The 13898-nt window shown below is 47.6% G+C and carries 10 protein-coding genes; 5 read left to right on the plus strand and 5 right to left on the minus strand.

Annotated features, from left to right (window positions below; translation table 11 throughout):
- The first annotated feature begins 50 nt into the window (after positions 1–50).
- Positions 51–1898, plus strand: a complete 1848-nt coding sequence (gene htpG, locus Q0577_RS01050) for a molecular chaperone HtpG (protein WP_298731911.1) — start codon at positions 51–53, stop codon at positions 1896–1898.
- A gap of 158 nt (positions 1899–2056) precedes the next feature.
- On the opposite strand, the gene recJ is transcribed toward htpG, so the two are convergent.
- Together recJ and Q0577_RS01060 are read right to left on the minus strand one after the other, a co-directional pair.
- Positions 2057–3769: a single-stranded-DNA-specific exonuclease RecJ gene (gene recJ / locus Q0577_RS01055; RefSeq protein ID WP_298731912.1), complete on the minus strand. Its 1713-nt coding sequence runs from the start codon at positions 3767–3769 to the stop codon at positions 2057–2059.
- Between the two features lie 111 nt (positions 3770–3880).
- Entirely contained in the window at positions 3881–4846 is a 966-nt protein-coding gene (locus tag Q0577_RS01060) for a polyprenyl synthetase family protein (protein WP_298731914.1), read from the minus strand.
- A 293-nt stretch (positions 4847–5139) separates the two neighbouring features.
- Between Q0577_RS01060 and Q0577_RS01065 the strand changes: the two genes are divergently transcribed.
- The 4 genes from Q0577_RS01065 to Q0577_RS01080 all read left to right on the plus strand — a co-directional run bounded on the left by Q0577_RS01065 (position 5140) and on the right by Q0577_RS01080 (position 10989).
- Positions 5140–6690 carry an OmpA family protein gene (locus Q0577_RS01065; RefSeq protein ID WP_298731915.1) on the plus strand — a complete coding sequence of 517 codons (1551 nt, stop codon included), beginning with the start codon at positions 5140–5142 and terminating at the stop codon, positions 6688–6690.
- A gap of 131 nt (positions 6691–6821) precedes the next feature.
- Complete coding sequence (locus Q0577_RS01070) at positions 6822–8777, plus strand: KUP/HAK/KT family potassium transporter (protein ID WP_298731916.1); 1956 nt, start codon at positions 6822–6824, stop codon at positions 8775–8777.
- Between the two features lie 163 nt (positions 8778–8940).
- Complete coding sequence (locus Q0577_RS01075) at positions 8941–9537, plus strand: Crp/Fnr family transcriptional regulator (protein WP_298731917.1); 597 nt, start codon at positions 8941–8943, stop codon at positions 9535–9537.
- 321 nt (positions 9538–9858) lie between these two features.
- Positions 9859–10989, plus strand: a complete 1131-nt coding sequence (locus Q0577_RS01080; protein ID WP_298731918.1) for an NADH:flavin oxidoreductase — start codon at positions 9859–9861, stop codon at positions 10987–10989.
- On the opposite strand, the gene Q0577_RS01085 is transcribed toward Q0577_RS01080, so the two are convergent.
- The 3 genes from Q0577_RS01085 to Q0577_RS01095 all read right to left on the minus strand — a co-directional run bounded on the left by Q0577_RS01085 (position 10984) and on the right by Q0577_RS01095 (position 13826).
- Positions 10984–12174: an acyltransferase gene (locus tag Q0577_RS01085; protein WP_298731919.1), complete on the minus strand. Its 1191-nt coding sequence runs from the start codon at positions 12172–12174 to the stop codon at positions 10984–10986. The genes Q0577_RS01080 and Q0577_RS01085 overlap by 6 nt on opposite strands.
- A gap of 44 nt (positions 12175–12218) precedes the next feature.
- Entirely contained in the window at positions 12219–13286 is a 1068-nt protein-coding gene (gene rsgA / locus Q0577_RS01090; protein WP_298731920.1) for a ribosome small subunit-dependent GTPase A, read from the minus strand.
- A 318-nt stretch (positions 13287–13604) separates the two neighbouring features.
- Positions 13605–13826 (minus strand): hypothetical protein, encoded by a 222-nt coding sequence (locus tag Q0577_RS01095; protein ID WP_298731922.1) that lies wholly within the window; start codon positions 13824–13826, stop codon positions 13605–13607.
- Positions 13827–13898: the final 72 nt, after the last annotated feature.

The following is a 13898-nucleotide window of genomic DNA, read 5'->3' on the forward strand; positions in this document are numbered from 1 at the left end:
CGCTGGCACGGCCTTTGGAAACGCAAGAGGGTCAAAAAAATAGTTTACTCATGCAGAAAGGTGCTATACGCGTACAAACAGAAAACATCTTCCCCATTATCAAAAAATTTCTCTACTCTGATCATGAGATATTTATTCGCGAGCTGGTGAGCAATGCTGTGGATGCCACGCAGAAGCTCAAAACCCTGGCCAGTGTTGGCGAATTTAAAGGAGAACTGGGAACCCTCGAAATCAGCATTAAACTGGACAAAGAGAAAAAGACACTCACCATTTCCGACCGCGGTGTGGGCATGACGGCCGAAGAGGTGGATAAATACATTAACCAGGTGGCCTTTTCAGGTGCAGAAGAGTTCCTGAAAAAATATAAAGGTCAGAATGAAGGCACCAACATTATAGGGCATTTCGGCCTGGGTTTCTATTCTTCCTTTATGGTGAGCGACCAGGTAGAGATCTTTACCCGCTCCTGGAGGCCCGATACCACTGCAGTGCGCTGGGAATGCGATGGCAGCCCGGAATACCAGCTGGAAGAAACCGCCAAGGAAGACAGGGGCACTGATATTGTGCTGCATATCAATGAAGAAAGTGCAGAGTTCCTGGATGAGAACCGCATCCGCAACATCCTGGAAAAGTTCTGTAAGTTCCTGCCCATTCCCATTAAATATGAAGACAAGCAGATCAACGATACTACACCTGTGTGGACACGCAAGCCCTCAGAACTGACGGCCCAGGACTACCAGGATTTCTATAAGAAACTGTATCCTTTCTCGGAAGCGCCGCTGTTCTGGATACATCTGAATGTGGATTATCCCTTCAACCTCACCGGTGTATTGTATTTCCCGAAGATCACCAAGAGCTACGAAATACAGAAGGATAAGATCAACCTGTACTCCAACCAGGTGTATGTAACAGATGAAGTGAAAGATATTGTGCCGGAGTTCCTGATGCTGCTGCACGGTGTGATAGACAGCCCGGATATTCCGCTGAACGTGAGCCGCAGCTACCTGCAGGGTGATCCCAACGTGAAAAAGATCAATGCACACATCACCAAGAAAGTGGCAGACAAGCTGGATGAAATGTTCCGTAACGACCGCAAAGGCTTTGAAGAAAAATGGGAATCCATCGGCCTGTTCGCGAAGTACGGTATGATGACGGATGATAAATTCCTGGAGAAAGCCAACAAGTTCCATATCATGGAAAGCGTGGAAGGCGGCAAGTTCTATACACTGGAAGAATATCGCCAGGAAGCGCAGGCCCTGCAAACCAACAAGGATAATAAACTGGTAATCCTGTATGCTACCAATCCGGTACAGCAGGATAGCTATATACAGGCCGCCAAAGCAAAAGGCTTCCTGGTAGTGAAGCTGGAAACCATTGTGGATGCTGCCTTCATTAACAACATGGAAATGAAATGGGAGAACGTACAGTTCACCCGTGTGGATGCTGATATTGCCGACAACCTGATCGATAAGGATGAGAAGAATGAACATGTGCTGACGCAGGACCAGGAAACCAAACTGAAAGACCTTTTTGGCGCCCAGGTTACGCAGCCCAATATCAAGGTAGAGCTGAAAGGCCTGAGTGCAGAAGGTTTGCCGGTGATCGTTACCCGTTCAGAATTTATGCGTCGTATGAAAGACATGGCTTCCATGGGCGGTGGTATGAGCTGGTATGCCAATATGCCGGATGAGATCACGATGACGGTGAATGCCAATCATCCTATTTACCAACAGGTACTTGATGAAAAAGACGATGATAAACAACAGAAGCTGGTACGCAACTTGGCAGATCTGGCGTTGCTTTCACAGAACTTACTCACCGGCGCAGATCTGACTGCCTTTGTAAACCGCAGTGTAGAGCTCCTCGGTGGAGAGAAGAAGAGCAAGATCATCTTACAATAAAAGTTTGCATTTTATCGTTAGAAGTATAATTGGTTTAAGACTTCAAACGATAATTTTTGTGATAGTCCCGTTCAGGTCTGGCCTGAACGGGACTTTTTATTTTAAGAGATATATGAACTGAAAAACGGAGATTGGATACTTCAACAATAGCAGGGTAGCTAGCGGCTGATAGCGGGCCTGATATCTATCACTTTGAACTGCAGCATGGTTTTGCCGTTCCATTCATTTTCATCAATGGTAAATACCATATCAAAGGGCTGACGGTTGTCCATCACTTCAAATTTGCTGGCCAGGAAGAAGCCGATACCCGAGAATACGGGTCCGTATTTTTCCTGTTTGATGGAGAATTTGATATGCTCATCCTTCACAATTTTAGAAAACCCGGCATCCATTACATTGCGTGCAAGGAAGACGGGGCGCAGGTTTTCAGGGCCCAGTGGTTCAAATTGTTTGAGGATATTGAAGAATTGTTTGTGTACATCGGCGAAGCTGATCTCTGTATCGATGACGATCTCGGGTATCAGTAATTCGGGATCGATGGTGGTGGCTACTACCTCTTCAAACTTTTGCCGGAAGGCTTCTACGTTCTCGGGTTTCAGCGTCATGCCAGCTGCGTAGAAATGTCCGCCGTAATTTTCCAGCAGGTCTTTACACTGGTGAATGGCTTCATATACATTAAACCCTGTAACAGATCGGGCGGAGCCGGCTACCTGGTCGTTGCTTTGTGTCAGGATGATGGTAGGGCGGTAAAAGTATTTATCGATCAGGCGGGAGGCTACAATGCCTACAACACCTTTGTGCCAGTCTGCTTTAAACAGCACCGTGCTTTTGCGGGTGGCGAGGGCAGCATCGTTCTGGATCAGGGCCACAGCTTCCTTGGTGATGTAGCTATCGATCTCCTTGCGGTCAAAATTATCCGCGTGCAGTACAGCGGCTATTTCCATCGCCTTGTCAAGATCGTTTTCGATGAAGAGGTTCACCGCTTTACGCGCATCATCCATTCTGCCGGCGGCATTTACGCGCGGGGCAATCACAAATACCAGGTTGGAGATGGTAAGCTTTTCTTTCAGTGCGCTCAGTTGGATCAAAGCTTTTATACCTGGCAGGGGATCTTCATTGACCTTTTTGAGACCATGATAAGCAAGGGTTCTGTTCTCTCCCGTCATAGGGACAATATCCGCGGCGATGCTGGTGGCTACCAGATCGAGATAGCGAAGGGACTGTTGTTCGGGTAGACCGAGTTTTTGTCCGAGTGCAGTGATCAGCTTAAAACCGATGCCGCATCCGCTCAGTTCTTTATAAGGGTACGGACAGTCGTATTGTTTGGGGTTGAGGATGGCCACGGCGGGGGGCAGGATGGCATCCGGCAGGTGGTGATCACAGATGATAAAATCAATGCCTTTCTCTTTTGCACCGGTGATGTGGGCGATGGATTTGATACCGCAGTCCAGCGTGATTACCAGGCTGAAATCATTTTCAATAGCGTAAGTAATGCCAGCTTCAGAGATACCGTATCCCTCGCGGTAGCGATGGGGGATATAATATTCTATTTTCGGGTAGATACGCTGGAGGAAGTCGAATACGGTGGCGACAGCGGTGGTGCCATCTACATCATAGTCGCCGTATATCAGTATTTTTTCCTGGCGGAAGAAAGCTTGTTCAATGCGGGTGACGGCTTTGTCCATATCCTTCATGCTCCATGGATCGTGCAGATCAGCCAGGGAAGGGCGGAAAAACTGCTTGGCGGCTTCATAGGTATGAATACCGCGTTGAACCAGCAGCCGGCATAATAAAGGATGTATGCCCAGCGCTTGCCGCAGCGATGCCTCTTCTTTTGGTTGATAAGACTTTACGGTCCAGCGTTTCTGCATGAAAAAGTATTTTCCGTTTGAAAGTCTGAAGGTTTGATAGTTTGAAGGAACGTTGTTTATTTGTGACACCTTCAAATTATCGAACGCTCAACCCCTTAAACCCTCAGACTTTTAAAACGTTCTGTCTGTAGTAAAACGTACTAACTGCTCCAGTCCGTTCCTGATATCATTTTCAGGAAAGCTGTTCAGCACTTCCAGGGCTTCATCCCGGTACTGGAACATTTTATCCCTGGTATAGTCAATACCGCCGGAGCTTTTCACCAGGCCAATCACTTCCGCCACTTTATCCTTGTCGGTATTATGATTTTTGACGATGTAGATAATGCGGCGGCGGGTTTCCGGGTCTGCGTGCTGGAGGGTATAGATGAGCGGGAGAGTCAGTTTTTTCTCCCTGATATCTATGCCGGTAGGTTTGCCGATCTTGTCTGCTCCATAATCAAAGAGGTCGTCTTTGATCTGGAAGGCGATGCCTACTTTTTCTCCGAAGAGGCGCATTTTTTCGGTAGCGTCATCCAGTCCGGTGGTGCTCCAGGCGCCTGCGGCGCATGCAGCTGCGAGGAGGGAGGCTGTTTTACGGCGAATAATTTCAAAGTAAACGTCTTCGCGGATATTCAGCTTGCGGGTTTTTTCCATCTGGAGGAGTTCACCTTCACTCATTTCCTTCACGGCCTCGGTCAGTATCTGTAAAGTTCTGTAATCATGGTTGTTAAGAGACAGCAGCAGGCCTTTAGACAGGAGGTAATCGCCTACCAGGACAGCTATCTTGTTCTTCCACAATGCATTAATGGAAAAAAAGCCTCTTCTTTCATTGGCGTCGTCCACTACGTCGTCGTGTACGAGGGTAGCGGTATGCAGCAGTTCTACCAGTGCGGCTGCGCGGTAGGTGCTTTCCTGGACGTCCGGGCCGAATAGCCGGGCGGAAAGCAATACAAACATTGGCCTGATCTGTTTTCCCTTGCGTTTTACGATGTAATGCATGATCCTGTCCAGCAATGGGACATGGCTTTTTACAGAATCCGCAAACTTATTCTCGAAATCATGTAATTCCTTACTGATCAGGTGTTTAATTTCGTCCATGTATTTGTGAAAAAGATTGCTAAGCTATGCCTAAAATATCAAAGTTTTAACAATTTTGGCCCCTAATTTGTATATAACGGTATAACATTACGTTAACAATACGTTTGTTATCCGATAACAAATTAGCAATTTAAGGTATAACAATTGTTTTACCTAACCTTTGTTATTGAAGTAGTTATCAATACAAATAATATTGTAAGAAAAATTTGTATATTCATTTATGATTTTTACCTTTGCTGGGTAAAAAACGGGTTATTAGTAAATCTTTAACAGTTTTTAAATAGAAAACAATTATGGCAAGCAAAAAGTACTTATTACTGGCAGGCGCTATGAGTCTTCTAGCGGCGTCGACCAGTTTTGCACAAGTTCAGCCTTACTACGATGTCCTGGATTCCTCTAAGGTTCCTGCATCTAGGGCGGCTCAACAGAACAATTTCAGTAACCACCAGTACGATTATCCCGCTAAGCCCCGTGACATGTGGGAAATTGGGTTCCACGGCGGTTATCACTTTATCAGGGGCGATATGGACGCCAGACCTGGTTTCGGTGGCGGTATCTCCTTAAGGAAATCTCTGGGTCACACTTTCTCTGTAAGGGCTGAATATACCGGTTCATTTGACCGTGGTCTGGACTATCAGCTGCGTCCTGTTAACACTGCTGGTGGCAACAACAACTGGGCTAGAACAGCAGCACTGAATGGTGGCCGTATTGTACCTAACTACAAAACAGCTACTCACCAGGCATCTATCGACATGATCGCTTCCCTGAGCAACATCCTGTTCTACAAATCACAGCCTAAAGTTAACTGGTATGTATTTGGCGGTTATAGCCTTATACTGGCTGACGTAGATGTTGACGCTGTTGACGCATCCGGTAACGGATATGACTTCAGGGGTGTTGATTTCACCGGCAAACGTAAAGATATTAAAGACCAGATCAAGAACATCCTGGATGGCGATTATGAGTCTAACGCTCCTTCTCAGGGCAACAGGGCTCAGATCGGCCGTAAAAGTGACAACCAGTTATGGCGTCACGCTGTTGACTTCGGTACTGGTATCGCTTTCAAAGTTTCTAAACGTTTCAACATCGGCGTAGAGCAGAAATTCACTATGCCGTTTGATGACTACTTAGACGGTTATAATTCAGGTGCTTATGACGCTAGCAAGGATTTCTTCTCCTACACCAGCGTTCGCCTGAACTTCAACATCGGTAGCACTGCTAAACGCGTAGAGCCGCTGTGGTGGCTGAATCCTCTGGATTACTCCTACAACGAGCTGAGCTCTCCCCGTCACATGAAACTGCCTACTCCCGTTCTGCCTGACGCTGACGGCGACGGTGTAACTGACCAGTTCGACCGCGAGCCGAACACTCCTGCAGGTGCTCCTGTAGACGTTCACGGTGTAGCTAAAGATACTGACGGTGACGGTGTTCCTGACTACAAAGACAAACAGCTGATCACTCCGACTTATTGCCAGCCTGTTGACGCTGATGGTGTTGGCCAATGCCCGGATCCCGAGTGCTGCAAAAACATACAAAAAACTACCTGCGCTAGCCTGGTATTCCCCAGCGTAGCTTTCAAAGGCAGCTCTACCAAGATCTCCTCTGACAACGAAGCTATCCTGAGCAGTGTTGCAAACACACTGAGAACCAGCCCTGAGTGTAATGTACTGGTTACCGGCCATGCCGGTGCCAAAGGCAAAAAAGGTGGTGTTGACCTGAGCAGCAGAAGGGTTGACGCTGTGATCGACTACCTGGCTGACAAGCAGGGTATCGATAGGGGTCGTTTCATCAAACAAAACACTCCTGGTGAGTCCAGCACTGTTGACTTAGCTCCTGCTAACTAATACAGCGGTGTACTACACTAGATGATATTGCAGAAAGTCCTCCGTCTATGACGGGGGACTTTCTCTTTTCAGGTATTTGTTATTGATTATTGCCGTAATTTTGACCGCCTTACAACTAATTTACATTAAGAGTGAGAATAGATATTAACAAGGTCAGCCTGGCGGGTTTTGTGGTTGCTCTGGGTATTATATACGGTGATATAGGTACCTCCCCTTTGTATGTTTTCAAAGCCATCATGGGTTCCAATCCTGTCAGTGACCTGCTGGTGGTAGGTGGCATCTCCTGCATCATCTGGACCTTAACCCTTCAAACTACCATTAAATATGTAATACTAACCCTGCAGGCCGATAATAAGGGAGAAGGCGGCATCTTCTCGCTGTACGCCCTGGTAAGACGGCATGCAAAATGGGCAGTCATATTCGGAATGATAGGCGGCGCCGCCCTTCTGGCAGACGGTATTATCACCCCACCCATTACGGTTACTTCCGCTATAGAAGGTCTCCGCACCCTGGAAGTGTTCAAAGACCTGGATCAGTGGACGATTGTCAAGATCGTACTGATCATCATCGCCGGGCTTTTCTTCATGCAGCAGTTTGGCACCGTATCTATCGGGCGGCTGTTTGGACCTATCATGGTAATCTGGTTCTCTATGCTTGGCATATTAGGGCTGGCGCATATTGCAGATGACGTTACGGTATTGAAAGCATTCAGCCCGCACTACGCTATAGAATTGTTAACCACCTACCCGAAAGGGTTCCTGATATTAGGCGCGGTATTCCTTTGTACCACGGGAGCCGAAGCCCTGTATTCCGACCTGGGCCACTGCGGTCGGGGGAACATCCGTATATCCTGGATCTTCGTAAAGACGTGCCTGATCATCAATTACCTGGGACAAGGCGCCTGGTTACTAACACAGCGTGGCCAGATACTGCTGAAAGACCAGAATCCCTTCTTTACCATTATGCCCGAGTGGTTCGTGATATTTGGCGTGCTGATAGCCACCATGGCCTCCGTTATCGCCAGCCAGGCCCTGATCTCCGGATCATTCACGCTTATCTCAGAAGCAATGCGCCTGAACCTCTGGCCCAAGCTGAAAATCAACTACCCCACAGAAATGAGAGGGCAGCTGTTCATCCCCGGTATCAATGTCATGCTGTTTGTAGGATGTACCGCCATCGTGCTTATTTTCCAGGAATCCGGCGCCATGGAGGCCGCTTACGGACTGTCTATCACTATCTGTATGCTCATGACCTCCTGTCTGTTTGCATTCTACCTGTATACACGCAGGGTACGGGTCTCTTGGGTGCTATTGTACCTGGTGATCTACCTGACCATCGAATTCTCTTTCCTGTTTGCCAACCTCGTAAAATTCATGCACGGCGGCTACGTTACCGTAATAGTGGCAGGCGGCCTGTTTGCGGTAATGTTGGTATGGTTTAAGTCGCGCAAGATCAAGAACCGTTACGTGGAATTTGTACGCCTGGAAGATTATCTGCCCATATTGCAGGAGCTGAGCAATGATACCTCCATTCCCAAGCATGCCACTCACCTGGTGTATATGAGCAGCGCCGATAACCCCAAAGAGATAGAGCACAAGATCATTTACTCCATCCTTAACAAGAAACCCAAACGCGCCGATATTTACTGGTTTGTACATGTGGATGTGGTAGACGAACCTTACCTCAGTGAATACTCCGTACAGACCATCATTCCCAATGAAGTGATCCGCGTAGAATTCCGCCTCGGGTTTAAGGTAGAACAGCGCATTAACCTGATGTTCAGGATGGTGGTGGAAGATATGGTGCGCAATAAGGAAGTGAACATTACCAGCCGTTATGAATCGCTGAGCAAGAACAATGTAGTGGGCGATTTCCAGTTCATTGTAATGGAAAAATTCCTCTCGCATGATAATGATCTTCCCTTGTATGAAAGACTGGTGATGCGGATGTACTTTTTCCTCAAGAAGATCAGCCTGTCAGAAGAGCGGGGTTTCGGACTGGATTCCAGCTACGTGACCATCGAGAAGTACCCGCTGGTGGTAGCGCCCGTTACCAACCTGCAGCTGAAAAGGATCATTCCTTCATAAATAGCTGACACTTCGGAAGAACTGGCAGCACACAAACTGACAACTTTTGTTGACAATGATCCGTACCTGACAAAATTTCTCACCATCAATGGCAGCCTGTGGAGTTCCTTCACAACAAGTGCTATGCGCCCGGAAGTTAACAGGGTATCAGTAATATTGTAACATGGAACCAATTCACCAGCAAATTCTGCAGCATTTAGCACGTCATGTATCACTTACTGCGGAAGAGCAGGAGTTGTTTATTTCCCTGGTAAGTACCCGGCAGCTGTTGCGTAAACAGTTCCTGCTGCAGGCAGGTGATGTATGCCGTTACGAAAGCTATGTGCTGGATGGATGCCTGCGCTCATTTTTTGTAGATGACAAAGGGGATGAACATACCCTGCACTTTGCGCTGGAAGACTGGTGGATCACTGACCTGGAAAGTTTTTTGCATCATACAGCTGCCCGGGTGAATATTGAAGCCCTTACACCGGTTAGGGTGTTGCAGCTGGACAAGCCCTCACTGGAACGCCTGTATGCGGAGGCGCCGGTCTTTGAACGCTTCTTTCGTATACTGCATCAGAACGCATACCTGGCGCAAAACCGCCGTATCCTCAACAATATCAGCATGAATGGAGAAGCCCGCTACGTTGATCTGCTACAGCACTATCCGCAACTGGTGCAGCGCGTACCTCAAAAGTATATAGCCTCTTATCTTGGCATTACGCCGGTATTCCTGAGCCAGATCAGGGCAAAGCTGGGCCACCGGGAAGAAGAATGACAATTGAATACCTGGAAGTCATGTCCTCCAGGCGAAATCGTACTGTCACTGGCGTAGGTATTAAGTAGTAATGCCCTCCGTCATCTCCGGGCTGGTGGTATACGAACGGGTGATGCGCTTCGTTACCTGCAAGCCTGGAGTTGACTTGAGTAGCAATAGTATTTCTGCGATCAATACTGTAAAGGTAGTATCACATTGCGTAGTGTATTTGCGTTGGGAAATGACAGAATCTCATTAAACTATTTTAATTGTATTTATTAAATTAGTTTAACGGCATCCGGTTATATCTGTAACAATTTTGTGTGCATAAAATTGAATGTTATGTACACAAATAATGAATTCACTCCCGCAGTTTTTAATGCACTTCATTTAGGCACCCACCTGCTCAGGAACAGGTTTGCAGTAGCGCCGATGTCACGTGTGAGCGCCGGTTTTGACGGCGTTCCTACGGCTAACATGCAAGCTTACTATGAGGCATTTGCATCAGGCGGTTTCAGCCTGATCATTACAGAAGGAATTTATACAGATGATATAGCAGCGCAGGCCTATCCGCGACAACCTGGTTTGGTAACGATGGATCAGCAAGCCGGATGGAAGCATGTAACGTTGCGTGTAAAACAGCATGGAGCCGTATTTATTGCGCAGCTGATGCACGCTGGCGCTATATCACAGCATCTTCCAACTACCTGGGCGCCGTCTGCAGTATTGCCGCTTGGTAAGAAAATGCAGGAATATGGAGGAGGTGACGGCCCTTTTCCTATACCGCATGCCATGACGATAACGGAGATAACGCTGGTTAAACAGGGCTTCGTACAATCGGCCCTGCGTGCCTTGGCGGCTGGTTTTGATGGAGTAGAACTGCATGCCGCCAATGGTTATTTGCTGGATCAGTTTATGACAGACGATATCAACTTACGAACGGATCTGTATGGTGGAAGCATTCCTAACCGTTTCCGCATAATAAAGGAAATCATTGAAGCAATAAGAGCAGTTGTACCACCAGACTTTATCATTGGCCTGCGTTTATCAGAAGGTAAAGTGAACAACCTGCATTATCGATGGGCGGATGGACCTGTAACAGCGAAGACAATACTATCTGAAGTGGCTACCGTAAAACCAGATTATATCCATATTGCAGCGGAGGCGGGCAACTGGGCTGCAGAAGCCACTTACCCTGATGGTAGCTCATACACAGGATTGGCAAAACAACTTACAGGTGTACCCGTGATCGCCAATGGCGGACTACACCAACCGAAGTTGGCGAGGCAGGTACTGGAGGAAGGACATGCAGACCTGATAGCAATTGGTAAGGCTGCGATGGCCAATCCCGATTTTCCGTTGCGTGTACAACGCGGGGAAAGCATCATCCCTTTTCACCCGCATATGATCAAGCCTCACGCAAACATCGAACATACCTGGAAAGTGCTTGCCCAAAGTACTTCACCACTATAAGTACTTTCTGATCAGCGGATGTTTCCTGATCAGATGACTGACGATCCAGCTGCCGGATAATGCAACTATAAACGTAATAATGAATTTAATAAAGGCAGGTGCTGAAATGGAAAGCAAAGCATACTGGCACCATACGACAAAGATGTAATGCAGCAGGTAAATGCTGTAAGCGTTAGCAGAGAGGAATGTCCACCAGCTTTTAGGCGCCTGTACCAGCGCTTTAAAGGAAGTGACCAAGGCAATACAACTTAAGCTGCAGGAAAGAACATACACGGTATAGTAGACGAGCCAGCCGGTCATTGAAGATATTTTTTCCTGTGCTACCAGTTGCCTGAGTGGCGCAGAAATGACTGTGAGTAAGATATACATCAACAGGCAGGCGGCTATCCAAAGCGGCCATAGTGCTATAAATTTACCGGAGAATATTCCGTCGCCATATCTTTTATTACCAGCAAGCGCGCCCAGCAAAAAGTAAGCGAAATACAGCAGTATCCTGCTTTTCTGGAAGTCAAAGGGCCCGATGCCAGTCCAGGTATAGGGGCCTACCCACATCGCCATCGGTACATATAATATCCAGGTGATCACTACGAGGCCGGAGACAAGTACACCCGGGCGAAAGCTCCCGATAGTTTTATTCTTTAACAATGGAAACAGTAAAGCAAATATGATATTATAGAGAAAGAGCACCCAAATAAACCATGGCGGACCAACCGGCCATGCTTCAGTGGTAAAGTAATCGATAACATAACCTTTGATACTGTGGCTGCCATGAGCTATATAGTAGGCGGGATAATAAGCCAGCATCATTAGTAAAGTAACGCCCGCAGCAAACGGAAGGAACAGGCGATAGAAGCGGTCGCGTATAAATGCAGTGACGCCTTTCCTGGTGAGGCTGGGTAATACAAACATGCCGCTGATAAAGAACATCAGCGACATAAAAAATACGTCGTTGAAATTTTCGAAGATATCAAGCCCTATCCAGCGTTCTTTGTCAACAATGGGATGGGTGGATAAGATATATGCCTGCTTATTAAAACTGGCGAAAGTAGTATAGGCCAGGGAAGAGTGATGGGCCACTACCAATACGGTGATGGCAGAACGGAGATGGTCTATCCACAGGGCGCGGGCGGATGCAGGCATGCAGGGTTTTATATCAAAGATGCGGTGGCAGCTAAATAGTTGCATACCAGCACCCTGATATTTTCAGGGAACCGGTAAGCAACACTGTTTTAGTACTTCCGCTTTTTGCGCAGGGAATTTACCTGTTTGGATATTTTGCCGAATTGTTGTTCCATTCTTTTCTTTGCCAGGGCACTTGCCTGGTAATGATATTGTTCGCGGATCAGTTTCAGGTAATTGTGATACACGGCTGGCGGCAATTTGCCCTGCTCAAGCGCAGCTGTTACCGCACAGCCGGGCTCCTGTTGGTGTAAGCAGTCCCGGAAGCGGCATTGCCCAGATAGTTCTTCGATCATCGGGTGATAGAAGCTTACGCCGTCATCTGCATCCAGGGTGAGGCCAAATTCCCGCATTCCCGGCGAATCAATAAGCATACTGCCGTTGGGCAACAGCACCAGCTGCCTGGAGGTGGTGGTATGTTTGCCTTTGTTATTGTAGGAACTCACACTACCTTCTTTTTGCATTGCCAGGCCGGAGAGGCTGTTGAACAGGGTGCTTTTCCCTACGCCGGATGAGCCCAGCAGGGCGAAGGTCTTGCCGGGAAGCAGGTACCGGGTGGCCCAACCGTTCAGCTGATCATGATCTAATGCGCTGGTGAGCAGCACAGGGCAATCATATCCCAGTGACAGCACCTCCTGTCGGCAGGCTTCCGGCGCATCTGCAAGGTCTTGTTTGTTCAGGATAACAATGGCCTGGATGCCGCATTGATATACCTGCTGCAGGTAACGTTGCAGCCGCGGGAGGTTAAAATCGCGATTGAGTCCCTGGATGATCAGGGCGGCGTCTATATTAGCGGCGATTACCTGTTGCTGACTGCTTTTACCAGGGAGCTTGCGGCTCAACGCATTAAGCCGGGGGAGGACATCGACAATGATGCTTTGATCGTAATAGTGTTTACAAACGATCCAGTCGCCTACTTTTGGCAGCTCCCAGGTTTCTTTGCCATTCATGAGCGAACCCGCCAGCATGGCAGGAGAAGGCCCGGTGGGAGTGATGATAGTGTGGTTGTAGCCGTTGATAGCAATTACCCGTCCGGCTTCGAGGTCATGCCGGATAAAGGTTGTATAATGATGTTCAAAATGGCTGTTCCAGCCATATGATGATAATGATGATAACATTGTTGAAATAGGTTTCAGCGCTGTGTGCGGACAAAACAGTAGTGTCCGGGCAACAGGGCATAGGTTCATAAATGCATATGAATAACGGAGTAAAGAAACGCAGTGGAAATTAAGTAGTGTTCACTAACCAGCTGCGTTAGGCGGCAATCATTCCGGCAGACGGGCGATATGTGGTATGTATGAGTTGCATACGAGGGCGAAGATAGACATTTTCAGCGATCTTTTACCGGGATAACCGGTTTTAGTCCGGGCCAGCTATCAATAGACGGGAGGCTGGCTTGAATAAGCCGGCCTCCCTTTGGGTGCATTCGTTAGAAATTAACATTTACATAAAGACCTGTCTACATATGTTTTATTGCCGTTCTTGTTGATGTAATAGCAGCCGCCTTTTGGGCCACGGTTAAGCGCCTTGCCTTTATAGGTGCCGCAATCGGCGGAAGGAATGAAATGGGAGTAAGAAGAAGAGCCGGTGGCATTAGTGGTTGCTTTGGGTAAAGCAAGAGATAAAAGGACAATGGGAATGACTAATAGCTTTTTCATATCAATGGTGGTATAGTTTCCAATAGAGGGTGGTTAAAATTTGGGGGTGCAATTGGCTGATGTGAAACGAAT

The organism is uncultured Chitinophaga sp. (assembly GCF_937898475.1).
Taxonomy (GTDB): domain Bacteria; phylum Bacteroidota; class Bacteroidia; order Chitinophagales; family Chitinophagaceae; genus Chitinophaga.